We start from the raw sequence: 26,795 nt of genomic DNA, 5'->3' as shown, positions 1-26,795 counted from the left end.
GGCTGTTTAAAAACAACAAAAATGTTAGGCGTTGCTTTTTTCAGGGCCTGTTGGGAATTGCCGTGAATTGATGATTGCGGCGACGAGGTGGATCATGGCTGCAAATGATCTGTCTGTCCTGTCGCTCCGCATGGCGATGCGCTTGAACGCCTTGAGCCTGCAGAAGAAGTTCTCAATGAGATGGCGCACTTTGAACAGGCCCCATCGAACGGGCGTCTGTCGAGACGGTTTTTGTGCTGGGGAATGACCACGCAGGCGCCTTGCGCGCGGATGGCATACACGATCCAGTGGACGTCAAACGCCCTGTCAGCAGGAAGCCTCCTGAAATCCGCCGTTGGAGACGGGGCGCAACCCCGACCGTGTCGTAATGCTGGCCGGGAATGAGGGTAAAGCGGAGCAGATTACCCAGAGCGTCGGTCATGGCGATGATCTTGGTTGACCATCCCGTTACACTGCGTCTGACCCCTTTTTTCCGGTCCCCCTTTTGCCCCCTGCCCATGGCGGTGAACCCGGATCACCGTACCGTCGTACCCTCCCATATTCCATATCGGTATCGCCAGAGACAGCTTCGGAAATTCGCTGAAAAACCCCGGCTTCGTCCAAGTCGGTGTAGCGCAGGTAAACCGGGTTCCAGTGTCCGCAATACGGTGGCAGGTCCCGCTACGGACTGCCCGTCAGGGCGATCCATAAGACCACTTCGATAAAGAGGCGATTATCCTTCCCGCTACGTCCGCGATCTGTCTTTTTACCAACGCACAGCTGCTCCATTTTTGCCCATTGGACATCGGTCAGGATGAAGCGATTTATATGGTTTTTGATTCATATTCAGAGGATTCAAAAAAGCATAATTCCTGACAGGTCCCAATAAAGGTGGCGTTTTCTGAAGCTTTTTGAAAAAAAGCTGCATCAGAAACTTCCTTATTAATCTGCCCGATGATCCAAAGACAGTCTCTTGATGAGTGCAGGATTGCTGTCTGATCTGGTTTTCCAGACAGCCACCAGACCCGCCGGATGGTTCATGGCCTGACGTGGGTTGGCAGTTGGTAAATACAAAAACGGCCCCGGTTATGTGACAGGGGCCGTGTTCTTGTGGAAACAGGAGGGGCATTCACATGACCTATGTGTGTCATGTGAACATTGGGGGATATTTACCGACGGATGCTGCCCGGCCGCAGGGTGGACGGGGACGCCCCGAGCGCCAGCCGGATTACGACCCCCAGCATCAGGGTCACGGCGATATTGATGCCCAGCGCCAGTAACCCGGTTGAAACGGAGGCCGAAAAGCCACCAAAGACCACCGGGTGCACCGGTTTCAGCCCATCAACCCAGCACAGCCCCAGTCCCGCAACCGACCCGATCACCCAGCCCGCGATCAGTGCGGGCGCAGGCAGGCGCAGCGGCAGCAGGCCCATGATCAGCGCGGGGAAGGTCTGCAGGATAATGACGCCACCCAGCAGTTGCAGGTCGATGGCGAATTTGGCGTTCAGGAAAATCACGCAGCCCAGCGCGCCGACCTTGACCGCGAATCCGGCCACGCGCGAACCGGTGACCGAGTCGCTGCGGTGGGGCAGGATATTGTGCATGATCAGGTTGGCCGCCCCGATCGCCATGACGGAAGCTGGCACCAGCGCCCCCACCGCGATGGCGGCGAAACAGAACCCTGCAAACCATGACGGGAAGATCGCCAGGAAAAGCTGCGGCACCACCTGGGACGAAGACGTGGTCACGATCCCCGCCGCATGCGCCATAAGCCCCAGCAGCGCGATCAGCCCCAGCACGATCGTATAGGCGGGCAGGAAAACCGCGTTCTGCCGGATCGTATCAGCCGACTTCGCCGCCAGGATGCCGGTCAGCGTATGGGGATACAGGAAAGCGGCGAAGGCGGAGGACAGGGCAAGCGTCGCATAAGGCACCACCTGCCCCTGTGCCACGATATGGCCGTCCGGCAGGCTGGGCAGGTGACCGGCTGCGGACTGAAACATGGTCCCGTAGCCACCAAGATGTATCGGCACGATAATGACAGCCGCCAGCACCGCGATGTAGATCATCACGTCCTTGATGAAGGCGGTCAGCGCGGGGGCATGCAGCCCGCCCAGCCACGTATAGGCGGCAAGGGAGACAAACGCGATCAGCAGCGGCAGCATGCCGGTGAAGCCAAGGGCCTCGATCACCGTGCGGATGCCGATCAGCTGCAGCGCGATATAGGGCAGCACGGCGACAAGGCCGCTCAGCGCCACCATCAGTTCCAGCGACCGGCTGCCAAAGCGCGCGCGTACGATATCTGCCGCCGTGGCATGGCCGCCATCGCGCGCGATGGTCCATAGCCGGGGCATGACGGCGAAAATGAAGGGATAGACGATAATAGTGTACGGTAGCGCGAAGAAGCCGAACCCGCCGGTGGAATAGACCAGCGCCGGCACGGCAATGACCGTATAGGCGGTATAGAAATCCCCCCCCACCAGGAACCACGTGACCCAGGCGCCGAATTCGCGCCCGCCCAGTCCCCATTCCTCTCCTTCGCTATGGCGGTTCACGGCCTTGTGGCGGTTCAGCAGCGGGCGCCATAGCCGAACCGTACTGCCCAGCACGATGGTCGCGACAAAACACACGACGAATACGCTGATGGCGGCGTTATCAGGCAGGATTGATGTGTTCATGACTGACGGTCCGTTTTCCATGCCATCCAGATCAGGACAGATGTGACGGGCACCCACGCGAACTGGTACCAGTAAAAGAACGGGAAGCCGAACAGCACCGGATCATGCCGGTTGTACAATGGAACCCACAGGAGGCCCGCAAAGGGCAGGAGAAGGAGTATGGCTTTTTTCATTTTGACCGTGACTTCTTGTTTTTTGTGTGGCCGCAGGGGATGTTTCTGGAAATAAGGTTCGGGTGTCAACATAATTAAGATAGTTTCAAAGTAATTTTGAAATGTTTAAGGATATTTTTTGTAATTACGTTTTTATTATTGTGCGGTGCGCAAACTTCTTGTTGCATCGCACAACCATTGAACGTGGATTGCCGGGACTGAACTGACCAGGAATAAATTAATAAAATGTATAACTTATATCACTAAATATAATATTTTAGTGACTGCAGCGTTGTCCATTTTATCCTGCTGCAATAAAATTAATCTTATAACATATTGTAAAATAACAATATTATTCGTGGCCTTGCTTGGCCGGTCCTGCCTGTCGTACGTCCGTGGCCATCGGCATGAAGCGCACGGGTCAGTAAAATAGTGATTGCCCGGAGTTGCCCGTGGCGGTTATTTTCAATGCCCGGACCTGCCAACAACAAACAATACTAATAGCGCGGTCGCCTGTTTTTTTACCCTGTTCCGGATCAGGCGTCATTTCTGACAGACGGACGCGCGTAGGAACGAACAGACATGACCAAATGGGTATACAGCTTCGGAGATGGCCTGAACGAGGGGCGCGCGGACATGCGCAACCTTCTGGGCGGCAAGGGTGCCAACCTGGCGGAGATGGCTGCGAACGGCCTGCCTGTGCCGCCGGGCTTTACCATTACAACGGAAGTCTGTTCGGCCTTTTATGAAAACGGCCGGAAGTACCCCGCGGACCTGCAGGCGCAGGTGGCCGCGGCCCTGCAGCGGGTCGAGCAGTCAATGGGCCTGCGCTTTGGCGATGCGGATGCGCCGCTGCTGGTCTCGGTCCGTTCGGGTGCGCGCGTCTCCATGCCGGGCATGATGGATACGGTGCTGAACCTCGGCCTGAATGACGAAACGGTGGAAGGGCTTGCCCGCTCCTCCGGTGATGCGCGGTTCGCATGGGATAGCTACCGCCGTTTCATCCAGATGTATGGCTCGGTCGTGATGGGTGTGCCGCATCACCATTTCGAAGACGTGCTGGAACAGTTCAAGCGCGCGAACCGCGTGGAAGACGATACGGCGATCACGGCTGACCAGTGGCGCGCCATCGTGGTGGACTACCGCCATATCATCACCACCCATGCCGGGACCGAATTCCCCACCAATCCGCATGACCAGCTGTGGGGCGCCATTGGCGCGGTATTCGGCTCATGGATGAACCCGCGCGCCAATACGTACCGCAAGCTGCATGAAATCCCGGCCTCGTGGGGGACTGCGGTCAACGTGCAGTCCATGGTGTTCGGCAACATGGGCGATGACTGCGCTACCGGCGTGTGCTTCACGCGCGACCCGTCCACGGGCGAAAACATTTTCTACGGTGAATACCTGATCAACGCGCAGGGCGAGGACGTGGTGGCGGGCATCCGCACCCCGCAGCCCATGGCCTGTGCCCGTGCCGAGGCCGGTCAGCACCCGATGGAAACCACGCTGCCCGAAGCCTACGGTGAACTGCTGCGTGTACGGTCCGTGCTGGAAACCCATTACAAGGACATGCAGGACATCGAATTTACCGTCCAGCGCAACGTCCTGTACATCCTTCAGACCCGCAACGGCAAGCGCACGGCTGCGGCAGCACTCAAGATCGCCATCGACATGGCGCGCGAAGGGCTGATCACGCAGGAAGACGCCATCCAGCGCGTGCCGGCCGCATCCCTTGACCAGCTGCTGCATCCCACCCTTGATCCCAAGGCCGAACGCGTACAGCTGACCCGTGGCCTGCCCGCATCGCCGGGTGCCGCGGCTGGTGCGGTCGTATTCACGGCGGAAGAATGCGAAGCCCGCGCTGCGAAGGGTGAGGATGTGATCCTGGTGCGGATCGAGACCTCGCCCGAGGACGTGCATGGCATGCACGCCGCCCGTGGCGTGCTGACCACCCGTGGCGGCATGACATCGCACGCCGCCGTCGTGGCGCGTGGCATGGGCCGGGTATGTGTGGCGGGTGCAGGTGGCATCCATGTCGATTACGCGGCGGGGACCATGACGGTCGGTTCGCACACCGTGGCGCAGGGTGAATGGATCACGCTCGATGGCGGGACGGGGGCGGTCTATCTTGGTCGCGTGCCGACCATCGAACCCGCGCTGTCGGATGATTTCAACACGCTGATGGGCTGGGCGGATGCGGTGCGCCGTCTGGGCGTGCGCGCCAATGCCGAAACGCCGGACGATGCGCGCACTGCCCGCCGCTTCGGCGCGGAAGGGATCGGTCTTGCCCGTACGGAACACATGTTCTTCGGTCCCGACCGGATCGGGTTCGTGCGCCAGATGATCATTGCTGATGACGAAAGCGTGCGTCAGAAGGCCATTGCCGCCCTGCTGCCGTTCCAGCGTGATGATTTCGCCAGCCTGTTCCGCATTATGGCGGGTCTGCCGGTGACGGTGCGCCTGCTGGACCCGCCGCTGCATGAATTCCTGCCGCATGCCGAAGCCGAAATGGTCGAGGTTGCGCAGGCGCTGGGCAAAAGCGTGGACGACGTGCGCGCGCGTTGTGCCGCACTGTCTGAAACCAACCCGATGCTGGGCCATCGTGGCTGCCGCCTTGGCCTGACCAGCCCGGAAATCTATGCCATGCAGGTCCGTGCGCTGATTCAGGCGGCGGTTATGGTTGAAAAGGAACTGGGCAAGCCCATCCGTCCTGAAATCATGATTCCGCTGGTGGCGACGCAGGCGGAACTGGCGACCACCCGCCGGACCGCCGAAGATGAGATCGCCCGCGTGCTGCAGGAAGAGGGTACCAACCTCAACTACTACATCGGCACCATGATCGAACTGCCCCGTGCGGCGCTGCAGGCGGATAAGATCGCGGAATATGCCGACTTCTTCTCGTTCGGGACAAACGACCTGACGCAGACGGCATTCGGCCTGTCCCGTGATGATGCGGGATCGTTCCTGCCGTACTATGTCGATCACGGCCTGCTGCCGCGCGACCCGTTCGTGTCCATCGACCGTGATGGCGTGGGCGCGCTGGTCCGTCTGGGTGTGGAACGTGGGCGGCAGACCAGCCCGGACCTGAAGCTGGGCATCTGTGGCGAACATGGCGGTGACCCGGATTCCATTGCCTTCTTTGATGAAGTCGGGCTGGATTATGTCTCGTGCTCGCCCTTCCGCGTGCCGGTGGCCCGTCTTGCTGCAGCTCAGGCAGCTCTGGCCACACGGCAGAAGGCCGGTCAGGCAGTTTAAACAGGCCTGTCTCGCGTCGTGTAACATACCACAAACAAAGGACGTCCCACCTGTGGGTGGGGCGTCCTGTCAGGCAGGGCCATGGGCGAAGTTATCCTGCATCTTGTCTCCGAAGCGACAGGACAGGCGCTGGAGGCGGTCATGCGCGCCTGCAGCGCCCAGTTCCAGTCCGCCGCGTTTTCGCCGCGTAACTGGAACCTGATCCGCACACGTGTACAGGTCTCGCGCGTGCTGGCCGGGATCGGGGATGAACCGGGGCCGGTACTGTCCTCGCTAACCTCACCGGACCTGCAGAACATGCTGCGCATGGGGTGCGCGCGCATGGGGGTGCAGGTCAAGAATATCCTTGATGGCACCATCCATTTCCTGGAGCAGCAGACCGGGATCGTGGCGGAACGCCACCCCGGCGGCCAGTATGTGATGGATGATACCTACCGGCGGCGTATCGACGCGATGCAGTACGTCATCTCCCATGATGACGGGCAGAAGACAGCCGACCTGACCAAGGCGGATGTGGTTCTGGTGGGGGTGTCGCGTACATCCAAGACGCCGACATGTTTCTATCTTGCCAATCGCGGGATCCGGGCCGCCAATATCCCGCTGGTGCCCCATGCCCCGCTGCCCACGGGGTTGCGTGACTTTCCCGGCCTTGTAGTGGGATTGACGATCGACCCGTATACATTGCTGGAAATCCGGCGTTCGCGCGTGGGAATGATGTTACCGGGCCGTTCGATTGCAACCCCCGGCATGTCCGAATCTTCGGTAAAACCCTACATTGACCCGCAGGGCGTGCAGGAAGAGCTGCAATGGGCGCGGCGCCTGTGCACGCGATATAAATGGCCGGTCATAAACGTGACCCATCGCTCGGTGGAGGAAACGGCTGCCGCCATTATCGACATGCTGGAACATGATGGCGTCACGGGCACCCCACCGGATATGGACTGGCCGGGACCGTAATGCCTGCACACTGCGGGGCAAAAGCGCCATTGCGCTGATAATGACACTGCAATGCGGCCTGCCGGATGCCTTGGATTGTGGCACGGCAGGCTGAACCGGACCATGCCGGTGTGCTGGCAGTCCGCCAGATGTTTCCTTAAAAAATGATGATTGTCCGCAATGTCTCCGGTCTGGGCATGCCGCGCGCCTTCGCCCCCGCTGGATGGGCGGGTGCCGGCGTGCGTCTGTACTGTTGCGGACGGGAGGATGGGTCAGCTTGATGCGATGTGTCCGGCCATCGCGGGTAGCGTGCGTCTGCTGACCTGGAATGTAGATATGCAGCAGGCTTTAACCAGATATGTGCATTATTCCAGCTTAGACGGTGAGGTAAATAATAATAACAAATCATGTAAATAATAAAAAAGTAACAATTATATAAATACAATAAATAATCATGCAATTTTTTGATAGGTGAAATATACGAATTCTATACAAATATGAATGATTAGGTGCTGTTTATTTCGTGCATTGGACATGTGGGACAAAAAACGTACGATATGAGAAAGAGTTATTTATCAGGATATTCCTTACCACATTCGGGTCCATAGAGCTGAAGCATGTCCAAGACAGATCTCAAGCTGCTGATTATCCAGCCATCGCATTACCGGTCCAAGACCGACCGGACCATTTTCAAGACCAGACGACGGCAGATGGTACCGCTTGCCCTGCCATACCTTGCGGCGCTGACGCCACGGGAATGGACCGTGACCCTGCTTGATGAACAGCTTGAGGACATTGACTTTGACGTGCCGGTGGATGTGGTCGCCCTGTCTGCCTGGACGCTGCATTCCCCGCGCGCCTATGACATCGCGGCTGAATTCCGCAGGCGTGGGGTCAAGGTCATCATGGGGGGGCCGCATGCCTTCTTCTATGCCGATGAGGCTGCCGAACACTGTGACGCCGTGGGCGTGGGTGAAGCCGAACCGATCTGGAAAACCATGCTGGAGGACGCGGCCGCCGACCGGTTGCAGAAGATCTATCGCGCAGCGCCGCTGAAGGAACTCAATGACCTGCCCGCGCCGCGTTACGATCTGCTGGACCTGAAGAAATTCGGCCCCTTCCGCACGTTTGCCGTGCAGTCCTCGCGCGGGTGCCCGTTCGTGTGTGATTTCTGTTCCGAGCGTTTTTACCTTGGCGGGCGCTACCGCTGGCGGCCGGTGGACCAGATGGTGGCCGAACTGGAGCGGATCAAGAACAAGGGCAGTCACTTCTTCTTCGGGGAAAGCAATTTCGGCGGCAAGAAAAGCCGCGCGATGGAACTGATGGAAGGCCTGGTGCCGCTGAAGATCCGCTGGTCCACGCTGTGGTCATCCAATCTGTGTCTTGATACCGATTTCCTTGACCTGGCACAGCGCAGCGGCGTGATGCACGTGAATATCGGCATCGAAAGCATTGACGAGGAGATGCTGCAGGGCATGAAAAAGGGCTGGAACAAGGCCAGCCGTTATGGCGAGATGTTCGATAACCTGCGCAAGCGTGACATCAGCTACTCGCTCAACTTCATATTCGGTTATGATGATGAACATCCCGATGTCTATAACGCTACCCTGTCATTTCTTGAGGCGCACAAGGTGCCTGCGGCCTATTTCAACATCCTGACCCCCACCAAGGGGACGGCCCTGTTTGAACGGATGAAAAAGGCGGGCCGGATCATCGATCCCGAGGACATCGACCGCTGGCCCGGGCAGGTCTGCCATATCTGGCCCAAGAACTGCACGCCCGGCCAGATGGAACAGCGCATCCAGACCATGTACCGCAAATTCTACAGCATGCGCTCCATGGTGCATCGCCTGCCGTTTCCCCGCACGCGTTCGGACATGTCATCATGGATCCTGAACCTGACCGAACGTCGCATGGCCTTTTCATCCACGGGAAACAATGATTTTGATATCTATTGAATCCCGTCCGGCCAATTCAGGCCGGGAGGCAACAGGTTAGGGAAGTGACGGCATGCGCGGATCAATCGGAAGTATGCTGCTGGACCGGCTCCAGCAACTCGGTATTTCGCGCATTTACGGCGTTCCCGGTGATTACAATCTCGAATTCCTTGAACTGATCGAACGCACGCCGGGAATCGCGTTCATTGGCACCTGCAATGAACTCAATGCGGCCTATGCAGCCGATGGCGATGCCCGGATGACGGGTATCGGGGCCGTGCTGGTGACTTATGGCGTGGGTGACCTGTCCGCGTTGTCAGCCGTGGCAGGGGCCTGTGCGGAAGGTGTGCCGGTGGTGGTGATTTCGGGCATGCCGCCCATGCACGCCATCGGGTCGCGTGCACTGGTGCATCACACCCTGGCCGATGGTGACTATGACAATGTCATGGCCTGCTACCGGCAGTTTACGGTAGCCAGCACCCGCCTGCAGCCGGCAACCGCCGTGGCGGAAACCGATCGTGTGCTGCATGCCGTGCAGGCGTTGAAACGTCCGGTCTACATCCAGTTTCCATCCGACATCTGTTACGTGGGCATTGACGTGCCGCCGCCGCCGTCAGCGATTGTGGTATCGGATCCCGACCTGCTGGCGCAGGCGGCCGGATGGGTCGTGCAGCGTATTGCGCAGGCACGTCAGCCCGTGGTGCTGGTGGACGCCATGGTGCGTCAGTACGGATTGCATGACCTTGTGCTGCGGTTATGTACGCAGTACGGCATTCCCTATGCTGCCCTTTCCTCCGCGCGCACGTTGCTGCCGGAAACGGGGGCGTTATGGCTGGGGCCGTATGGAGGGCAGGCATCTGCCCCCGGTGTGGCGGATTATGTGAAGAATGCTGATTGCGTTATCGGTCTGGGTGTCCGGTTTGTCGATTCCACCTCGGGCTATTTCTCACAGGAACTGCAGCCCGGCGCGCTGATTGACGTGCAGCCGTTCAGCCTGACCTGTGATGGCAAAAACATGCAGGGCATTACGGCCGCCGATCTTCTGGGTGCCGTGGGGCGGAACATCTCTGGCAAACAGCCTGCGCGCCCGGCGCTGCCCGTATCCCCCGACCATGCCGTGCTGGCGTCATCTGGTGCGCAGCCATGGGGGCAGGCGGTATTCTGGCAGCAGGTCGAAGCCTTTCTGCGACCGGGTGACATCGTGGGGGCTGATAACGGGTCATCCATGGTGGCGATGCTGCACGCCCGGCTGCCTGCCGGGTGCAGCCTGCTGGTCCAGCCGGTCTGGGCCGCGATCGGCTATTCGCTGCCTGCAAGTCTTGGGGCATGTCTGGCCCAGCCGGACCGGCGGCATGTGCTGTTTATCGGGGACGGGTCATTCCAGATGACGGCGCAGGAACTGTCCACCCTGCTGCGGCACCGGTGCAATATCACGATCTTTCTGATCAATAACGGTGGCTATACCATCGAACGGATGATCCTTGGGCCGCAGGCTGCCTACAATGACATCGCCAACTGGAATTACGCGGCCCTGCCTGCGGCAATGGGGGGCGATGCGGCAGCCATACTGTCGCTGAAGGCGGAGAATCAGGCCGAACTGGATACCGCGCTGGCACAGGTGGCGCAGCATGAAGGGCTGGCCTTTATCGAGGTTGGCTTTATCCCCATGGATGCTCCTGCCGGGCTGGATGTGATGGGGCGGGCGGTGCGGCGGTACGATTATGGAATCGAAACCCCCGAATCATTCTGATGGACAGCGGACAGGTCATTTTTCGATTAATCAGGAATGACCTGTTTTTAGGCTGGACGGGAGAGGTCAGGCAGGTTATTGAAAATACGAATGTTTTTTTTGTGCCGCTGCAAAGCAGGGTCCAGATGCCTCCCGTCCGGTCCGGTAGCAGGCAAAAAAGACCAGCTTAACATCACGAAATCGTGAAGTCTGATGGTTAAATTTTATGCATTTGCATGGAGTTTAATCTTCCTCATATCGCTGCTGGCAAGCCTATAAAAGGGTTTGCCATTTTTTTTGGCATATATTCTGTTTTTTCTGGAATAGATAACTATCTCTCTACCGTCTGTTGGGTATTTGTTGGACAGTTATAATATTCTCATCATGTAATGATCGGTAAATCGCCTCCGATTGGCGTGTGATTTCGATTGCGAGTATTTCGGTTCTGGTGTTCCTTCCGGCTTACCAACTCGACACCAAAGGAACTGAAACATGTTTATTGAAAACGTCAGCACCATGATTGCCCATTCCGTGAACGCCATGTCTTCCCTGACCATGGTTGCTTTCCTGCCCATGATCGCTGCCCTGATGGTTGCTACCATCGTGTCCGATCGCGCTGCCTGAGCCAGGGGGTTTCTGTCCTGATACCCCTGCAGCCGGAATTCCCACGTAATGTGGGAATGGCCGGCGGCCAGCAGGGCATGATGAAACAAGACGGGTCCAGACGCTTCGGCGTCTTTTTTTATGCCTGTAGAATGGGGCTGGAACGTCCCCTTTATTCCATGAAGCCATGATGATGCCCCTGCTTGATGACCTGCTGCCCTGTTTTACGTTCAGGGAACGCCACGCCGTGGCCATCCATGCCACGGGCCAGGTCATTCTGGATTGCGTCAGCCGCTATCGTGCCCATGACGATCCCCTGATCCGTATTGCCATCAGCATGCGTGAAAAGCCCGCGCGGCTGCTGGGCCTGTCGCAGCGCAGGACGCTGGATCTGGATGCTTTCATACCCCTTGGTCGTGTGGGTGATCAGGAAATGGCCATGGGGCTGGTCGGGGCGTTCTGGCGGATGGATTATGGACTGCTGGATATTGCTTCACGTGCGGATTTTGCCGCATGCCGGCGTCGGGATGTCTGCAGGCTGGTCATGGGCTTCAGGGTCGAACACGCGGCAGGCGGCCAGTCCCTGCTGGTCACCGAAACACGCATATCGTGTCCTACGCCAGCCTTGAGGCGACGTTTCGCGCCGTACTGGTATTTGATCCGACCTGTAAGTGGTCTGATCCGGCGACGTATGCTGGCCCGTATCCGGCAACAGGCGGAAGCCGCGTAACAGGACGGGTCAGGACACTGCGGACAGGTGTGCAATCCCCCATAATCTTTTGACAAAATATGTCACTGGAAAGCGGAAGAAACATTTTTCGCCCTTTATGGCCGTTGATCGGGGAATGTCGGTGCAAAGCGATGTGTTCGCACAGGCTTGTAGGTAACCCGGCATGGGTGTATCGGCCACAAAAGTAACGGCGTGCGAAAGTGCGCTTTTTTTATTTTTGTCCAGAGCACATGCATGACTGATACAATCACCATCGCGCGTGGGGGCGTTCGTGCGCCCGTGCAGCCTTCCGGTCATCCCGGTCTGATCTTCTTTATTCTGGCGCTGGGGGGATTTGCCATCGGCACGGCCGAATTCGCGGCCATGAGCCTTGTGCCCATGATTTCAGCAGGCATGCACGTAACCGTGCCGGAGGCAGGTCATGCGATCGAGGCCTATGCCGCCGGTGTATGTGTCGGCGCCCCGCTGATCGCCATGCTGGGTGCCAAATACAGCCGCAAATACCTGCTGATCGGCATGATGGTCCTGTATGTGATTGGTAACGGCCTGACCGCGCTGGCCCCCAATTACCTGTGCCTGCTGCTGTGCCGGTTCATAAGTGGCCTGCCGCATGGCGCGTATTTTGGTACAGCGGGTATTGTCGCGTCCTCTCTGGTTCCGGAAAATAAACGCACACAGGCAGTGGCAAGGGTCGTGCTGGGCCTGACCATCGCCACCATTGGTGGCGTGCCCATGGCCAACGGGCTGGGTATGCTGGTGGGCTGGCGCTGGGCCTTCGTACTGATTGCGGGGCTGGCGCTTCTGACCATGCTGCTGATCATGCGCTTTGTACCCACCGACCCACCGCGTCCCAATGCCAGCGCCATGACCGAGATCCGCGCCCTGCGCAACCGGCAGGTCTGGCTGACGCTGGGTATTGGCGTCGTGGGATTCGGGGGTATTTTCTGCGTCTATACCTATCTTGCTTCCATCCTGCAGGAAGTGACCCGTGCTCCGGCCTACATGACCCCGGTCATGCTGGCGGTCTTTGGCGTGGGCATGACGGTGGGCACCATGGCGTGCGCGTGGGCGGCGGATCGCAAGATGATGCCGACCATTGGTGGCACGCTGCTGGTCAATGCCGCCGCCCTGGCCGGTTTTCCCGGTTCGGTGCATTCCGTGTGGGGCATGATGCCGATCGTGTTCATGATCGGCTGTGGTGGCGGACTGGGTACCGTGATCCAGTCGCGTCTGCTGAGTGTCGCGGTCGATGCGCAGGCGCTGGCGGCGGCAATGAACCAGAGCGCGTTCAACATGGCCAACGCGATCGGTCCCATGCTGGGTGGCATGGCGATCAGTGTGGGTCTGGGCTGGGAATCCGTGGGCTGGGTCGGTAGCTGCCTGGCCATGGGCGGATTCGTGATCTGGCTGCTGACGTTAAGCGACATACGCGCCGCCGCCCGCAGGCAGGCAGGCGGCTGATCCGGACAGGGCGGGGCGGTTGATGGCCCGTCCCGTTATGCCTATCTTTTTTCCATGACGAGTGTACCAAAGCGCGATCATCCGCTGCCGCCATTGCTGCGAGATCTGTTTCCTGCACGACAGGTCGCCGGGATGGTGGGGGAGGTGATTCTGCGTGTGCAGCACGTGCTTGATACCGAAATCGCACCTGCCGCCGCAGCCCATGATCGCGCGGGGGGCTATCCCCATCAGGCAATGGCGGCGCTGAAGGCCACGGGTATTCTTGCGCTGGCGGTGCCATGCGCATGGGGCGGGCTGGGCATGGCGCAGGGCCTGTCGCTTGAACTCATGCTGCGTATTGCCGTGGCCGACCCGGCAGTAGCCCAGATCTACAAGGTGCATGATGATCTGGTGCGTGAGATATTTATCTATTCTCCACCCGACCTGCGCCAGCGTCTGGCGCATCGTATCATGCACGATCATGCCATCCTTGGTATGGCAGTGGCTGAAAACGGGCGCACGGCTGATGGCTTTCTGCAAACACTGGCGCGGCCCTGTCCCGATGGCACGCATTTCCTGTCGGGGCGCAAGATCTATGCCACCGGCGCGTCCGGGGCGGACCTGATTGCGGTGTCTTCCTTTGACCCCGTGCGGGCGCAACGGCTGGGATCGGTCCGCGCTGGCGTGCGTATGGACCTTGTGCCGCGCGATGCGCCTGGCCTTGTCTTTCACCATGACTGGGACCGCATGGGTCAGCGCGCAACGGATTCCGGCACCGTGACGCTGGAAGATGTCAGGGTAACGGATCTGTGGAATGCGCTGGACCCGGATGCGGTGTTGCCCCTGCATGTTTCACTGCGTTTTCAGGCCGGTTTCAGCGCCATCCTGACCGGTATTGGCATCGGAGCGCTACGTAAGGTCTGTACCTTCGTGCCTGAACGTGCCCGACCGTGGGGGGCTGCGGGCGTAGACAGCGCGGATCAGGACCCGTACGTGCGCCGCCTGCTGGGTGAAATCGGGGCGGACCTGTTTGCGGCCTATTGCAGCGTAATGCAGTCGGGTACGATGCTGGAACTGTATGAAAGCGGGCAGACATCGCGCAAGGCGGTCGCCATGGCTGCCAGCGCGGCCCGTTCGGTCGCAACCCGCGCGGCCCTGCGTGCGGCATCGGATGCGCCAGCGGCGGCGGGCGCGCGGGGCACGGATAAGGTGAACGGTCTGGACCGTTACTGGCGCGATGCCCGCACATTGTCGCTGCATGACCCGGTGGACTGGAAGAATGCCGAAATCGGGCGTCATCTGCTGACCGGTTGGGAACCGGAACCCGGGCCCTATCAGTAGTTCCGGTTTGACAGGCCAGGAGACCGTCTGAGAAGGCCTCTTTTGAAATATTGCATAAATTGTAAAGAAGTTTTTGGTGAAGCTTTTTTCAAAAGGCTTCGTCAGGCGCCGCCTTTTTGAAAAAAGGTGGCACCGGGAAACTTTTATATTTATCTATCAATGAGTTATTTCAAAACAGTCTCTCTCATGTCTACGTGATTGTTCACGGGCAGGATACGGACCGGGGGAAAAGCCAGATGCAGCGACCTGTCATTGCCATTATCTCGACCGGCGGCACCATCGCCCGGCGGTCCATGGACCCACGTGATACGGTCGATTACGCGGAAATTGGCGCGAGCATTGGCGGGGGTGACCTGCTGGGCGCCCTGCCGCAGGCGGTGCGCAAGCGGTTCGTGGTGCGCGACATTCCCTTTTCAAGCTGTGACAGTGTGGAGATGACGCTGGCGCGCTGGTTCGATCTGGCCAGCGTCGTGAACCAGACCATTGCGGTCCAGCCGGATCTGGATGGTATCGTCATCACGCATGGCACATCCTCGCTGGAGGAAGCGGCCTGTTTCCTTGATCTCGTGCTGGATCTGCCCTGTCCCGTGGTGGTTGTGGGCGCACAGCGCCCCGCCAGCGCCATCAGTGCCGATGGCCCGGCCAACCTGTATGCCGCCCTGCAGGTGGCATCATGCCCGGACGCTGCCGGGCGGGGTGTGCTGGTTGTGTCCAATAATGAAATCCATGCCGCGCAGGAAGTGACCAAGGTATCAACATACCAGCTTGAGACCTTCCGTTCCCCTGATTTCGGGCCGATTGGCATGATCGAGGCCAACCGGGTTTTTTTCGGGCGTTCGATAAACTATCGCCGCCATGTCGGTTGGCCAGCCGGATATGGCAGCGGTGCCGGAATCCCGCGCGTGGATATCAGCTATAGCCATGCCGGGGCGGATGGCGTGGGCATACGGGCCTTTATACGGGCAGGGGCGTGCGGCATCGTTTCGGCGGGCATGGTGCCAGGCATGTGTACGCCAGCGGAAAACGTGGCGATCGATGAAGCGGTGGCGCAGGGCATTGTCGTGGTGCAGGCCAGTAGCGGGTACTGTGGCGGCGCGGTCCGTCGGCATGAATTATATTCCCGTGGCATCCTGGCCGCCGGTCACATGCGGCCACGTCAGGCCCGTATCCTGCTGGCCCTTGCGCTGATGGCCGGGGTGGACAGGGATGCCATCCAGACGCTGTTCGATATGCCGTAAGTGGCGGTTGCAGAGTAAGATGGTTCTGGTGAAGCTTTTTTCAAAAAGCGGTATCCGGAACCGTTGTATTGTTTATCCAAAAAATTATGGGAAAAATTTCAGAACACGCTGTTGAAGGCGACCTGCGGTGAAATGACCTGCCCGGTGTTATGCCCCGCGAACATCGCGGTGACACCGGCAATGACGCCAAAGCGGGGGGACCAGTTGTATTCAATCGCGGGGGCAATGACCCAGTCACCCGATGCCTGCCCCAGAATGTTCTGGTATTTTCCCTGTGCATTGTAACCATGCACTACGGACCCGTTGGCCCAGTCACGGGCCATGTCCATGGCGATCACCCATTTCTGGTTGACGCCATATTCCAGCGAAAAGCCGCTTTCCCCGTACATGCCCGGATGCGCCAGTCCCCGGAACCCGGCCGAGGTGCCATAGCTGCTGATATCGGCAATATGTGCCTGCGTCAGTGCGCGGCGGAACGTGCCCCACATGCGCAGCCGCAGTTCATGGTGACCGGGCAGGGTATAGGTGGACTGTTCCGTCAGCGCCACGCGGAAGGTATAGGTGCCGGTACCCACCCCGTCCTCGTCACGGCCCAGCTTGGTATAGTCACCCGATGGAAACGCGACCCCCACAAACAGGCTGAGGGCGGGAATGTAGCGCTTCGGATCTGCATCAAGATAGCGCCACATTACATCCACTGGCAGGTCGCCCATTTTCAGTCCGCTGGTCGTGCCGCCATGCCCCCCCTTGCGCCAGCCATAGCTTATGTCCGGTGTCATCTGCAGGCTGATCGAATTGGTGATGGAATATTTGTACAGCGTGAAGTTCGACACGCTATGCGCCTTGTCCTTCAGCGACATGCCCTGTCCCGTGCTGTCCAGATACCCGACGGGCTGGCTGTAAGCGAAGTAGGGTTCCCACGCGAACACGCCCTTTTTCGTCAGGGCGCCCGATGGCGATACCAGAGACCCGGTATACCACTGGGCATAATCTTCATGCAGTCCCTGTGACCCGGCAGCCGTGCCGTTGCCCGTGCCGCCCGCATGGGCCGCGGGCAGGGCGGAAAAGGTCGATGCGATCGATACCGCAACAAATAACATTGATTCCGGTATCGAAATATATGATGCTCTTCTACAGGGGCGACCGGCATCATGTGGTAATGCGATTGCATTGCGCGCGAATGCGCTGCCCCGCCGTGTGGCGGCGCGGGCACGTATGAAGGAAAGCATGGTTGTGGCCATTTCCTGATCGGGGCGTCCCTTCACGCATGGCAGTGCGTGGCGGGCCTTATTGGTATTGGGGGCAGGGGTAGGGGATGTCTGCTACATGCTCTGCAGCAGCGGGTATGTGGGGATCTCAGGACATCAATGCTGTGCTCCTGGGCCAACAGGCCGGATGATCTGGCGGGGGAATGGCAGTTCCCCCGCCAGTTTCTTTTCAGGTTGTCGGAATCCGCGGCTGTTCGCCCGCGCTGTCAGGTGTCGTGTCGTTGGGGTTGAGGTATTTCCATCCCAGCATCAGTATGATGGCAATTGCGGGCATGGTGGCCAGCGTGCAGGTGCCATTGGGGTAATCGAACAGCATCAGCAGCAGAACGCTGGCCAGAAAGCCAAGCGTCAGCCATGAGGTGAAGGGCGCGCCCGGCATTTCAAAACCGGCTGACCTGATGCGTCCGCTGCGGACGGCCTGACGCAGCTTCATCTGGCTTATGACAATAAAGCCCCATGTGCTGATGATGCCGATTGCTGCCATGTTCAGCACGATTTCGAACACCTGTGACGGGACGATATAGTTCAGCCCGACCCCAACCAGATAGACCGCGACGGTCAGCAGGATGCCGTTGGCGGGCACCGAGCTTGCATTCATGCGGGCAAGGGATTGCGGGGCCGCCCCGCCCAGCGCCATGGCGCGCAGTACGCGCCCGGTGGAATACAGGCCGGAATTGAGGCTGGACAGCGCTGCGGTCAGCACCACGATGTTCATGATCGTATCGACGCCGGGTACGCCCAGTGTCTGGAAAAAGGTCACGAACGGACTGGTTCCGCCATGATAGGCCGTCCATGGCAGCAGGCTGACCAGCAGCACCACCGACAGCACGTAGAACAGACCGATACGCCAGATGACACTGTTGATGCTGCGCGGCAGGACCGTGCGTACATCCGCGCATTCCCCTGCTGCTGTCCCGATCAGTTCAATACCGGAATAGGCAAACACCACGCCTTGCACCAGCAGCAGGCTGGCGATCAGGCCATGGGGGAAGATGCCGCCGTTATCAGCGATCAGGTGCAGCCCCGTCGTATGGTCGCCCACCGGCATGCGCACGCCCAGAATGATACTGCCAGTGATCAGGAACAGGCACAGCGCCACGATCTTGATGAGGGAGAACCAGAATTCGATTTCTCCGAACCACCGGACCCCCACCATGTTCAGCGTGGTGACGATACACAGCGCCATAAGGGCGAAAACCCATTGTGGCACGGCGGCGAACGTGCCCCAGAAATGCATGTACATCGCCACGGCCGTGATATCGACGATGCCGGTCATGGCCCAGTTCATGAAGGACAGCCAGCCCGCCACAAAGGCCGCCTTTTCCCCCATGAATTCCCGTGCATACGATACAAAGCTGCCGCAGGTGGGGCGGTGCATCACCAGTTCGCCCAGCGCGCGCATGATCAGGAATGAAAACACGCCACATACCAGATAGACCAGCGCAAGCGATGGCCCGGCTACCTGCAGGCGCGATCCGGCCCCCATGAAAAGGCCCGTACCGATCGCGCCGCCTACGGCGATCATCTGGATCTGGCGTGCGCCCAATCCCTTGTGATAGCCATCATCCTCCTCTGGCAGGATGGGGGTGCTGTCTTCCAGCGCGGGGTCCGGTTTGCTCATGCTCTGGTCTCCGCCATGGTCGGCGCGGGAGGAAGGAAAAGGGAAGGATGCACCACGAACTCAACAGGCATCTTTACGATTTCGGTCGGGAAATTGTTTAAAAAATAAGCAGTTCCTGTTTTCATGACCCGACGGGATGTCATAACCGGTGAAAACACGGCATGTGCATGGGGCAATGGGTGGAACGGGTCAGAAACGGAAAGAAATATCATGCAGCATCAATTGGTTGTTCTGTCATGAACATTGTCAGACGAAATAACGGCTGACAAGTATGGATGCCTTAATAAAAGCATTATGATTAAAAATTAGACATTTTTATCAAAACTTTGGCAGTAAATGCACAATAATTAATCGTTAAGAAAGTCTTTCGACATGCTTAAAAAGGACTCTGCGCAGCGGACATTGTGTCTTGGTGTAATCATGGGGGGGCTTGTGGTTGCCGGTTTGGCAACAATGCCCGCCCGTGCCGATAACGAGCGTTTTGAAGGCAGTGAACTGACACAGGATGCTCCGCAGTATTTCGTGCTGCGCCCGCAGGATCACCAGACCGCCGCCACGACAGGGGAATTGCGGCTGTCGGAAAGCGGGATCGATTTTACGAACGGTGAACTTCTGGAAGTCTCGCTGGAACGGGGCGGGGACGGCCATCTTGTATACAGGGTGGATTATGGACAGAACCCGACCCTGCCATCGGGGCGGATGCTCTGTCCGCCGCCACTGAATCCGGTCTATCTGGATTTTGCCAGCCAGCCGGATGATGCGGACAGTTATCGCATGACCCTGTATTGCGGGTCGCGTGCCGTGCCGTTTCGCAGCATTACGCCAGATCGTGCCGCAGCGGTGTTCAGTTACCGCCGTGCGGCGGATGCGCAGTGGGCGCACAGTGCGTCCGAAGGGGGATATCTGCATGGGGCGGTGGCGCAGTACTGCACCCTTCACCACGACAGCGCGGGCGTGAATGCCTGCACTACGCGTGAAGAAGCGGCATATGCCACCATCATGTCCCAACGGATCGCTCCGCCTGTCCTTAAACAGTGCGCGGCTTATGTCACGGGACTGCATGACCATGCGGGATATGTCAGTTTTGTCGGATTGCTGAACTGCACGCGCGTGCGTGACAGTCGTGCGCTGTTCGATTACTGCAGCCAGCGCATGACCGGGCAGAAGCGTGAGGATGATACCCGTTTCCTGGATAGCAATCCTGTTCAGGCGCAGGGTGCGGCGCTGTGCTTCAACGCGCTCGCCGCCCGTCAGGCACGGAAGGAATAGGGACTACGGCCCTCTGGGTGTTTCAGGCGACATCGGGCACTTCTATGCCCGATACGAACTTGAACACATCTTCATGATGGAGCAGGAAAATGCGGTGCTTCTTGCCCAGGAGCAGCGCCTCCTGTGTGTAGGGCGCATTGGATACGATCGCGCCCACGCTGGCCTTGCTGTCGGTCTTTTCCTTTATGCCCTGCCAGATCACGTCATCATGCACCGGCTTGCGGTCCATCCAGCAATGCACCAGCATTTTCAGATTGTTGCGGTTGCACTGGATGACAGACCCCAGCCCCGTGGCCACGGGGGGGCGGGTGTCCCATCCCGCCTTTTCAATCCATTGTGAACAGAAGGCGGCGTATTCCGCCTGATTCATGTCCTGGTGATAGGTGCTGGGGGTAATGGCGGCGGCGGGCGGCTTGGTGGCCGTGCTGGCGGCCATGGTGGTGATATGTCCCTGCACGGTCCTGCATATGCTGGGCCACAGCGCGTGATATCCGTGTCGTGTCAGTGTGGGCAGCAGGGTACTGCGCGTGAAGCGATCCAGATACGTCGCCCATGACGTGTGCCCGGGGGCGGCCGCTGTCGTGTCATGCGCATTCTGGTACCACCGCCCCAGCATGGCGGAATGCCGTTGCGCCAGTTCCAGACAGATCCTGACGGCCTTGCGCCGCCGCGCCATGAGCCAGCATGCCCGGAGGATCAGGACCATGATCCATCCCGTCCCGCAGACCAGCATCAGGGTCAGGATCAGCGAGCCCAGTTTCTGGAAACCGCGCGTCATGAAAAAGATGTCGGTCGGTCGCGGCGTTTCCGCCTGCTGCACGATCACTGGCGGGGTGGCGGGCGGATTGTCGTCCGCTTCGGTATGCTGCGGGCCGGTGGGGGTAGGAGTATCGACTGCAGCGGGCGCGGGGGGAGCGACCGGGGCACGGACCATCGGGTGTTCTTCAGCCATCGCGGCCGGAATGGAGCCGATCGGGGCGATATCGCCCGTCATGAAATACAGCGGCGGCAGCCCCGGCACCGGTGGCACGCGCCGCATGAGTGGCAGGCCGTTGCGGTTGGCTATTTTTTCCCAGCGGATATCGGGCGTGACACTATGGCAGTCACCCTGCCGGATCAGCGTCTTGCGCCATGCGGGTGACTGCTGCGTGCTGATGGTCCGGTCTGACAGGGCACGCAGGATGGCATCATCCCCACACGCCAGCGTGGGGTGGACGGCACTGAACAGGCCTGCGGCGCTCGCGCTTGCCGGCAGGCACAGAAGCAGGCAGGCACTGGCCCATATCCGCATGATGCTCGTTATCCTTCCGGTCTGGAAACGGGAATGAACAGACCCGGGGTATCAGCAAATTGGAATGTGTTAATGTACAGATGCCGATATGCAGAATACATATCTTTTTGTAAACAGTCTTTATTTAGTCCTGTTTGTCGGTATTGATCCTGCCCCGACATCCTGAGGCAAAAAAGTGGCATGTCCTTATCGGGGGGCTGCCCCCTTATCCAACTTATGGCGATGTTCACGAACTTCGCGGATGTTCATCAGGACAGATTGGAAGGCAGGAGCGGATGACTGACCGTTTTGCAATTGTGCTGGCGCGCCATCCCGCCGTCATGGGGGCGGAAGGCCTGTGTTACGGCCAGCGGGACGTTGCCCTGGCGGATGGATGGGAGCGCATGGCCGATGGCCTGCGCACCGTCATGCAGGGGGTGGGATGCAGGATTCTGTTCTCCTCACCGGCCCGGCGCTGCCAGATGGTGGCGGAACGGGTGGCGCGGTTCATGAATCTGGAGCTGAAGGTGGATTCACGTCTGCGTGAAATCAGTTTTGGCGAATGGGAGGGCCGTCCATGGAGTCACATTTCACGTGCAGCACTTGATGCATGGGCGGCCGATGTCAGTGATTTCACGCCTCCCGGAGGGGAAAGCGGTCGCGAGCTGCATGTCCGGGTGCGGCATTTCTGGACCGAAATGCAGCAGTATGGCCAGTCCTGCGCCGTGCTGACCCACGGGGGGCCGCTGCGGCTCATGCAGGGGATGGTCCATGGCATGCCCGGCAGTCTGCTGGCTCCGTCGCCGCCCATGGGATCGGTGCGGGTGATCGAACAGGGGCCGCCCGGACTCAGGACAGGGCAGCCAGGATCGCACATTCCGTCACAACTGCCGTTGCACCAAGAACGTCTCCGGTTTGGCCGCCAATCTGTCGTCGCGCAAACAGGCACATTATGACAGCCGTCCCGATCGCCACGGCACAGGCAAGGGTCGCGCGGGGCAGGGGAAGCAGCACGGTGGCGCAGAGACCGGCAAGCCCCATGCAGGCCACCAGCGCATACCCCGGCAGGGCCGCCATGGAACTGGCCAGCCCGTCACTGCGTGCGGGCGGCAGCCGCCACAGCACCACCACCATGACCGCACGTGCCAGCGCCCCTGCCACCGACATGGCCATGATGGCCATCGCGCCCGGCATGGCGGCCAGTGCCGTAACCCGCACCAGCAGTGCGATCACCACCGCCATGACGCCGTAACTGCCCACCCGGCTGTCACGCATGATTTCCAGCTTGCGCGCGCGGTCCTGCCCGCCGCCACAGCCATCGGCCATGTCCGCCAGCCCGTCTTCATGCAGGCCGCCACAGGCCAGCAGCAGCATCCCGACACCCAACCCCGCAGCTGGCAGGGCCGCAATGCCCAGCCATAGCAGCCCGGCGTAAAGCAGCCCGCCACAGGCCCCAGCGCCCCCACCAACCAGTGGCCAGCACCATATGCTGCGCGTCATGGAATAGGGCAGGCCGTCATGCGCCAGCCATCCCACCGGCATGCGGGTCAGCAGTCCGATCCCGCAGACAAGGTCGGCACGCAGGCGGCCCATGATGGTCATTCCTTTTCGCTGACCTGCGCCTGAGCAAACGTCGCCATGCCGCACAGGCAGGCAATGGCGGCGCGGACAAGGGGAATGGCCAGCCCCGCGCCGGACCCTTCGCCCAGTCGCAGTTCCAGTTCCAGCAGTGGTGACAGTCCAAGTGCCGCCGCCAGATGTGCATGTCCACCTTCTGCTGAACAGTGTGACAGGCGGGTATGGGACAGTCCATGAGGATTCAGCCGCGCCAGCGGGGCAGCGGCTGCCGTGCAGATGAATCCGTCCAGCAGCACGGGAATGTTCCTGTACCGCGCGGCGATGACCGCCCCCATAATGGCCGCCAGCTCATGCCCGCCAAGGTAACGCGCGATGGCCAGCGGATCTGTCAGGTGCGTGGCGTGGTGGTCCAGCGCGCGGTCGATCACCGCAGCCTTGCGCCGCACGCCCGCATCATCCAGTCCGGTGCCACGCCCGGCCCATTTCGCGCCACCCCCGCCAAACAGTGCGGCACAGATGGCGGCGGCAGGGGTCGTATTGCCAATTCCCATTTCCCCAAGGCACAGCAGGTCCGTATCCGGCCGCACGGCCTGCATGCCGCAGGCCAGCGCGCGCAGGAAGGTCGGCTCATCCATGGCAGGGGCATGGGTCATGTCGGCCGTGGGGCGCAGACTTTCAACTTCCAGCACATGCAGGCGTGCGCCGCTTACGCGGGCGATCTGGTTGATGGCGGCCCCGCCATTGCGGAAATTTTCAACCATCTGGCGCGTGACATCAACAGGCCATGGTGTCACACCCTGCGCGGTGACGCCGTGGTTGCCAGCGAAGACGATGATATCCACCCGTTCGGCACGGGGGCGGGCGGTGCGCTGCCATTGTCCCGCCCAGCGGGCCAGGTCTTCCAGCCGTCCCAGGCTGCCAGGTGGCTTGGTCAGCTGGCTGTCATGATTGGTTATGGCGGCGTCGGCCGCCATGTCGGGCGGGGGCAGGTCGTGGCATAGCTGGCGCAGCGCGGCCATGTCGCGTGGATGGGAAAGATGGGATGGCATGGGCAGCGTTGTGTGGTCTTATGCGCCCGGATGCAAGATGGCGGAGGATAAAATGAAGGCGGCGGGCCAACCTGATACGATGTCCGGCATGCAGGGCTGCATTTTCGTGCTGGGTGGTGCGCGTTCGGGCAAGAGCCGTTTTGCCGAAAACCTGTTTCCTCGGTGGCCCGCGCCATGGACCTATCTTGCCACCTGTCAGCCCCATGACGGGGAAATGGCCGCGCGCGTGGCCCACCACCGGGTGCGGCGGGGGACAGGCTGGCATACGGTCGAAGAACCGCTGGACCTGCCCGCAGCCCTTGATGGAGCGGGTACGTCGCCCGTGCTGGTGGACTGTCTGACGCTGTGGCTGACCAACCTCATGTTGGGCGAACATGATATTGCGGGGGCCACGCAGGCGCTGCTGGCGGCCTTGCGCCGCCGTGCGGGCCCGACCGTGCTGGTGTCGAACGAGGTGGGGCAGGGGATCGTGCCCGACAATACGCTGGCGCGTCGCTTCCGTGATGAGGCAGGCTGGCTGCACCAGTCGGTTGCACGGGATGTCGCGCGTGTGGTTTTTGTGGTGGCTGGCCTGCCGATGGAGATGAAATGACCCTTACCCCCGAAGAAATCCGCCACCGTGAAAAAATGGCCAAACGCAAGCAGGTGCAGGACAGGGAGGTCAGTACCAAATCCATTGAGAAGGGATTGCTGGCGGTCCATACCGGTGCGGGCAAGGGCAAGTCCACCGCAGCCTTCGGCATGGCGCTGCGCACGCTGGCCCATGGCGGGCGCATCGTGGTGATCCAGTTCATCAAGGGGGCGTGGAACACGGGGGAGCGCAAGGCGCTGGAACGCTTTGGCGACCAGGTGGAATGGCATGCACTGGGCGAGGGCTTTACATGGAACACGCAGGACCGCACCCGCGACATCGCCAACTGCCGTGCGGCGTGGGATCAGGCGCGCGCGGCACTGAAGCGCGCGGATGTCGCGATGGTGATACTGGACGAACTCAACATCGCGCTGCGGTATGACTACCTGCCGGTTGATGAAGTGCTGGCCGATATCGCGGCCCGTCCCGTCATGCAGCATGTTGTCGTGACCGGGCGCAACGCCCGTCCCGCCATGATCGAGGCCGCCGACCTGGTCACCGAAATGACGCAGGTCGCCCACCATTTCAAGAAAGGGGTCAAGGCGCAGGCAGGGATCGAATTCTGATGGCCCCGCGCGCGCTCATGTTTCAGGGCACCGGGTCCAGCGTGGGCAAGTCGGTTCTGGTGGCGGGACTGTGCCGCGCACTGACCCGCCGTGGCCTGCGTGTGCGTCCGTTCAAGCCGCAGAACATGTCCAACAACGCGGCGGTAACAGCAGACGGGGGCGAGATCGGGCGCGCGCAGGCGCTGCAGGCGCGTGCCTGCGGGGTGGCTCTGTCGGTCGATATGAACCCCGTCCTGCTCAAGCCGCAGGGCACGACCGGATCCCAGCTTGTGGTGCGCGGGCGCATGCGCGGGCAGGTGCGGGCAAAAGATTTCCAGTCCTTCAAGCGCGGTCTGATGCCCGAGGTGCTGGACAGTTTCCGCACCCTTGCCGGTCAGGCGGATATCGTGCTGGTCGAAGGTGCGGGATCTGCGTCAGAGGTCAACCTGCGGGCTGATGACATCGCCAATATGGGCTTTGCGCAGGCGGCGGACATCAATGTCGTTCTGGTGGGCGATATTGACCGTGGCGGAGTGATCGCAAGCCTCGTGGGCACGCAGGCGGTTGTGGCCGCGGATGATGCGCGGCGCATAAAGGGATTTATCGTCAACCGTATGCGTGGCGATCCGTCACTGTTCGATGCGGGGATGGCGGCGATTGCCGACATGACCGGGTGGCAGGCCGTGGGGCTGGTACCCTTCCTTGACCGCGTGCGCGACCTGCCCGCAGAAGATGCTGCTGATCTGCATGCCGGTAGGGGCAGCGGGACGCAGGGCGTGCGCATTGTCGTGCCCTGTCTGCCCATGATCGCCAATTTTGATGATCTGGACCCGCTGGCGGCGGAAGATGGGGTCAGTCTTGCCATGGTGCAGCGGGGGCAGGTCCTGCCGCCATGTGATCTTGTGATCCTGCCCGGAGCGAAGGCCACCATCGCCGACCTTGCTGTGCTGCGGGACGAGGGATGGGATATTGACATCCATGCCCATGTGCGGCGTGGCGGTCATGTCATGGGCATATGCGGTGGCTACCAGATGTTGGGACGCAGCATTGCCGACCCGCTGGGGATCGAGGGCAGGCCATGCACCGTGGACGGCCTTGGCCTGCTGGACGTCATCACAGTAATGGAAGGCAGCAAGCGGCTGGAGGATGTAACCGGCCGCCTGCTGCCCGAAGGGACCGCCATGCGCGGGTATGAAATGCATATCGGCCGGACCACCGGCCCCGATCACGACGTGCGGCCGCTGATTGATCTGGGCGGGCGGTATGACGGCGCGGTCAGCCCATCGGGACGGATATGGGGTACCTATGTCCATGGCCTGCTGGCCGGTGGCGGGACGCGGGCGGCATTGCTGGCACGGCTGGGTGGTCACTCGGACGGGCATGACCATGATGCGACGGTGGATGCAGCCCTTGATATGCTGGCCGATCATCTGGAAACACATCTGGATATTGATAGCCTGCTGGCACTGGCCCGTCCCGTTGGTAATAAATAAGGGCTGCCAGAAAAGTCAGTGCATGACATAATATTAAAAATGAAGTTTTT

At 60.2% G+C, this 26,795-nt stretch carries 21 protein-coding genes and 1 pseudogene; 14 read left to right on the top strand and 8 right to left on the bottom strand.

Annotation, left to right across the window (positions count from 1 at the left end):
* Positions 1 to 24 precede the first annotated feature (24 nt).
* The 3 genes and pseudogenes from MSKU9_RS07970 to MSKU9_RS07960 all read right to left on the bottom strand — a co-directional run bounded on the left by MSKU9_RS07970 (position 25) and on the right by MSKU9_RS07960 (position 2,830).
* Positions 25 to 807, bottom strand: a pseudogene (locus tag MSKU9_RS07970) (IS5 family transposase).
* 341 nt (positions 808 to 1,148) lie between these two features.
* Positions 1,149 to 2,657 (bottom strand): sodium:solute symporter family protein, encoded by a 1,509-nt coding sequence (locus tag MSKU9_RS07965; protein ID WP_141260739.1) that lies wholly within the window; start codon positions 2,655 to 2,657, stop codon positions 1,149 to 1,151.
* Positions 2,654 to 2,830 carry a DUF3311 domain-containing protein gene (locus MSKU9_RS07960; RefSeq protein ID WP_025439145.1) on the bottom strand — a complete coding sequence of 59 codons (177 nt, stop codon included), beginning with the start codon at positions 2,828 to 2,830 and terminating at the stop codon, positions 2,654 to 2,656. The genes MSKU9_RS07965 and MSKU9_RS07960 overlap by 4 nt, the downstream gene beginning before the upstream one ends.
* Positions 2,831 to 3,391: 561 nt before the next feature.
* On the opposite strand from MSKU9_RS07960, the gene ppdK reads away from it, so the two are divergent.
* The 9 genes from ppdK (at position 3,392) to MSKU9_RS07920 (ending at position 16,021) form a co-directional block, all read left to right on the top strand.
* Positions 3,392 to 6,067 (top strand): pyruvate, phosphate dikinase, encoded by a 2,676-nt coding sequence (ppdK, locus tag MSKU9_RS07955; RefSeq protein WP_141260738.1) that lies wholly within the window; start codon positions 3,392 to 3,394, stop codon positions 6,065 to 6,067.
* 81 nt (positions 6,068 to 6,148) lie between these two features.
* The gene (locus MSKU9_RS07950; RefSeq protein WP_141260737.1) at positions 6,149 to 7,024 is read left to right on the top strand and encodes a pyruvate, water dikinase regulatory protein; all 876 of its coding nucleotides are present in this window, start codon (positions 6,149 to 6,151) and stop codon (positions 7,022 to 7,024) included.
* A gap of 596 nt (positions 7,025 to 7,620) precedes the next feature.
* The gene (locus MSKU9_RS07945; RefSeq protein WP_141260736.1) at positions 7,621 to 8,961 is read left to right on the top strand and encodes a B12-binding domain-containing radical SAM protein; all 1,341 of its coding nucleotides are present in this window, start codon (positions 7,621 to 7,623) and stop codon (positions 8,959 to 8,961) included.
* Positions 8,962 to 9,013: 52 nt separating this feature from the next.
* Positions 9,014 to 10,690, top strand: coding sequence for an alpha-keto acid decarboxylase family protein (locus MSKU9_RS07940; protein ID WP_193557655.1), 1,677 nt, complete (start codon positions 9,014 to 9,016; stop codon positions 10,688 to 10,690).
* Positions 10,691 to 11,161: 471 nt separating this feature from the next.
* Positions 11,162 to 11,293 (top strand): hypothetical protein, encoded by a 132-nt coding sequence (locus tag MSKU9_RS18765; RefSeq protein ID WP_010506875.1) that lies wholly within the window; start codon positions 11,162 to 11,164, stop codon positions 11,291 to 11,293.
* Between the two features lie 166 nt (positions 11,294 to 11,459).
* Positions 11,460 to 12,002 carry a hypothetical protein gene (locus MSKU9_RS07935; RefSeq protein WP_306343013.1) on the top strand — a complete coding sequence of 181 codons (543 nt, stop codon included), beginning with the start codon at positions 11,460 to 11,462 and terminating at the stop codon, positions 12,000 to 12,002.
* A gap of 234 nt (positions 12,003 to 12,236) precedes the next feature.
* On the top strand, positions 12,237 to 13,463 hold the full coding sequence (locus MSKU9_RS07930; protein WP_141260735.1) for an MFS transporter: 1,227 nt from the start codon (positions 12,237 to 12,239) through the stop codon (positions 13,461 to 13,463).
* A gap of 54 nt (positions 13,464 to 13,517) precedes the next feature.
* Complete coding sequence (locus MSKU9_RS07925) at positions 13,518 to 14,783, top strand: acyl-CoA dehydrogenase family protein (protein WP_141260734.1); 1,266 nt, start codon at positions 13,518 to 13,520, stop codon at positions 14,781 to 14,783.
* Positions 14,784 to 15,019: 236 nt separating this feature from the next.
* Positions 15,020 to 16,021: an asparaginase gene (locus MSKU9_RS07920; protein WP_141260733.1), complete on the top strand. Its 1,002-nt coding sequence runs from the start codon at positions 15,020 to 15,022 to the stop codon at positions 16,019 to 16,021.
* Between the two features lie 98 nt (positions 16,022 to 16,119).
* Here MSKU9_RS07920 and MSKU9_RS07915 read toward each other — a convergent pair whose 3' ends face one another.
* Together MSKU9_RS07915 and MSKU9_RS07910 are read right to left on the bottom strand one after the other, a co-directional pair.
* Positions 16,120 to 17,121 (bottom strand): hypothetical protein, encoded by a 1,002-nt coding sequence (locus MSKU9_RS07915; protein ID WP_370685915.1) that lies wholly within the window; start codon positions 17,119 to 17,121, stop codon positions 16,120 to 16,122.
* Positions 17,122 to 17,458: 337 nt separating this feature from the next.
* Entirely contained in the window at positions 17,459 to 18,910 is a 1,452-nt protein-coding gene (locus MSKU9_RS07910; protein ID WP_141260731.1) for an amino acid permease, read from the bottom strand.
* A 372-nt stretch (positions 18,911 to 19,282) separates the two neighbouring features.
* Between MSKU9_RS07910 and MSKU9_RS07905 the strand changes: the two genes are divergently transcribed.
* Positions 19,283 to 20,179, top strand: a complete 897-nt coding sequence (locus MSKU9_RS07905) for a hypothetical protein (protein WP_141260730.1) — start codon at positions 19,283 to 19,285, stop codon at positions 20,177 to 20,179.
* Between the two features lie 22 nt (positions 20,180 to 20,201).
* Here the strand turns inward: MSKU9_RS07905 and MSKU9_RS07900 are convergent, their stop codons facing one another.
* Positions 20,202 to 21,470 carry a restriction endonuclease gene (locus MSKU9_RS07900; RefSeq protein WP_141260729.1) on the bottom strand — a complete coding sequence of 423 codons (1,269 nt, stop codon included), beginning with the start codon at positions 21,468 to 21,470 and terminating at the stop codon, positions 20,202 to 20,204.
* A gap of 275 nt (positions 21,471 to 21,745) precedes the next feature.
* On the opposite strand from MSKU9_RS07900, the gene MSKU9_RS07895 reads away from it, so the two are divergent.
* The gene (locus MSKU9_RS07895) at positions 21,746 to 22,405 is read left to right on the top strand and encodes a histidine phosphatase family protein (RefSeq protein ID WP_141260728.1); all 660 of its coding nucleotides are present in this window, start codon (positions 21,746 to 21,748) and stop codon (positions 22,403 to 22,405) included.
* On the opposite strand, the gene cobS is transcribed toward MSKU9_RS07895, so the two are convergent.
* Both cobS and cobT read right to left on the bottom strand, forming a co-directional pair.
* A complete protein-coding gene (cobS, locus tag MSKU9_RS07890; protein ID WP_141260727.1) occupies positions 22,299 to 23,051 on the bottom strand; it encodes an adenosylcobinamide-GDP ribazoletransferase in 753 nt (250 codons plus the stop codon). The genes MSKU9_RS07895 and cobS overlap by 107 nt on opposite strands.
* A complete protein-coding gene (gene cobT / locus MSKU9_RS07885) occupies positions 23,048 to 24,076 on the bottom strand; it encodes a nicotinate-nucleotide--dimethylbenzimidazole phosphoribosyltransferase (protein ID WP_141260726.1) in 1,029 nt (342 codons plus the stop codon). Before cobT ends, cobS begins: the two co-directional genes overlap by 4 nt.
* On the opposite strand from cobT, the gene cobU reads away from it, so the two are divergent.
* From cobU to MSKU9_RS07870, 3 genes are read left to right on the top strand one after another with little or no spacing between them, the layout of a single operon-like run.
* The gene (gene cobU, locus MSKU9_RS07880) at positions 24,075 to 24,668 is read left to right on the top strand and encodes a bifunctional adenosylcobinamide kinase/adenosylcobinamide-phosphate guanylyltransferase (RefSeq protein ID WP_141260725.1); all 594 of its coding nucleotides are present in this window, start codon (positions 24,075 to 24,077) and stop codon (positions 24,666 to 24,668) included. The genes cobT and cobU overlap by 2 nt on opposite strands.
* Positions 24,665 to 25,273: a cob(I)yrinic acid a,c-diamide adenosyltransferase gene (cobO, locus tag MSKU9_RS07875; protein WP_141260724.1), complete on the top strand. Its 609-nt coding sequence runs from the start codon at positions 24,665 to 24,667 to the stop codon at positions 25,271 to 25,273. Before cobU ends, cobO begins: the two co-directional genes overlap by 4 nt.
* Complete coding sequence (locus tag MSKU9_RS07870; RefSeq protein ID WP_141260723.1) at positions 25,273 to 26,745, top strand: cobyric acid synthase; 1,473 nt, start codon at positions 25,273 to 25,275, stop codon at positions 26,743 to 26,745. Before cobO ends, MSKU9_RS07870 begins: the two co-directional genes overlap by 1 nt.
* The last annotated feature ends 50 nt before the right edge of the window (positions 26,746 to 26,795 follow it).

It is taken from the genome of Komagataeibacter diospyri, assembly GCF_006538165.1.
Taxonomy (GTDB): Bacteria; Pseudomonadota; Alphaproteobacteria; order Acetobacterales; family Acetobacteraceae; genus Komagataeibacter; species Komagataeibacter diospyri.
This window is presented reverse-complemented; position numbering and strand designations above follow the sequence as displayed.

Excerpts from the sequence above, each read along its gene's own strand:
- MSKU9_RS07965 (WP_141260739.1), bottom strand. The coding sequence starts at position 2,657 with ATGAACACATCAATCCTGCCTGATAACGCCGCCATCAGCGTATTCGTC.
- MSKU9_RS07960 (WP_025439145.1), bottom strand. The coding sequence starts at position 2,830 with ATGAAAAAAGCCATACTCCTTCTCCTGCCCTTTGCGGGCCTCCTGTGG.
- ppdK (WP_141260738.1), top strand. The coding sequence starts at position 3,392 with ATGACCAAATGGGTATACAGCTTCGGAGATGGCCTGAACGAGGGGCGC.
- MSKU9_RS07950 (WP_141260737.1), top strand. The coding sequence starts at position 6,149 with ATGGGCGAAGTTATCCTGCATCTTGTCTCCGAAGCGACAGGACAGGCG.
- MSKU9_RS07945 (WP_141260736.1), top strand. The coding sequence starts at position 7,621 with ATGTCCAAGACAGATCTCAAGCTGCTGATTATCCAGCCATCGCATTAC.
- MSKU9_RS07940 (WP_193557655.1), top strand. The coding sequence starts at position 9,014 with ATGCGCGGATCAATCGGAAGTATGCTGCTGGACCGGCTCCAGCAACTC.
- MSKU9_RS18765 (WP_010506875.1), top strand. The coding sequence starts at position 11,162 with ATGTTTATTGAAAACGTCAGCACCATGATTGCCCATTCCGTGAACGCC.
- MSKU9_RS07935 (WP_306343013.1), top strand. The coding sequence starts at position 11,460 with ATGATGATGCCCCTGCTTGATGACCTGCTGCCCTGTTTTACGTTCAGG.
- MSKU9_RS07930 (WP_141260735.1), top strand. The coding sequence starts at position 12,237 with ATGACTGATACAATCACCATCGCGCGTGGGGGCGTTCGTGCGCCCGTG.
- MSKU9_RS07925 (WP_141260734.1), top strand. The coding sequence starts at position 13,518 with ATGACGAGTGTACCAAAGCGCGATCATCCGCTGCCGCCATTGCTGCGA.
- MSKU9_RS07920 (WP_141260733.1), top strand. The coding sequence starts at position 15,020 with ATGCAGCGACCTGTCATTGCCATTATCTCGACCGGCGGCACCATCGCC.
- MSKU9_RS07915 (WP_370685915.1), bottom strand. The coding sequence starts at position 17,121 with ATGTTATTTGTTGCGGTATCGATCGCATCGACCTTTTCCGCCCTGCCC.
- MSKU9_RS07910 (WP_141260731.1), bottom strand. The coding sequence starts at position 18,910 with ATGAGCAAACCGGACCCCGCGCTGGAAGACAGCACCCCCATCCTGCCA.
- MSKU9_RS07905 (WP_141260730.1), top strand. The coding sequence starts at position 19,283 with ATGCTTAAAAAGGACTCTGCGCAGCGGACATTGTGTCTTGGTGTAATC.
- MSKU9_RS07900 (WP_141260729.1), bottom strand. The coding sequence starts at position 21,470 with ATGCGGATATGGGCCAGTGCCTGCCTGCTTCTGTGCCTGCCGGCAAGC.
- MSKU9_RS07895 (WP_141260728.1), top strand. The coding sequence starts at position 21,746 with ATGACTGACCGTTTTGCAATTGTGCTGGCGCGCCATCCCGCCGTCATG.
- cobS (WP_141260727.1), bottom strand. The coding sequence starts at position 23,051 with ATGACCATCATGGGCCGCCTGCGTGCCGACCTTGTCTGCGGGATCGGA.
- cobU (WP_141260725.1), top strand. The coding sequence starts at position 24,075 with ATGGGCAGCGTTGTGTGGTCTTATGCGCCCGGATGCAAGATGGCGGAG.
- cobT (WP_141260726.1), bottom strand. The coding sequence starts at position 24,076 with ATGCCATCCCATCTTTCCCATCCACGCGACATGGCCGCGCTGCGCCAG.
- cobO (WP_141260724.1), top strand. The coding sequence starts at position 24,665 with ATGACCCTTACCCCCGAAGAAATCCGCCACCGTGAAAAAATGGCCAAA.
- MSKU9_RS07870 (WP_141260723.1), top strand. The coding sequence starts at position 25,273 with ATGGCCCCGCGCGCGCTCATGTTTCAGGGCACCGGGTCCAGCGTGGGC.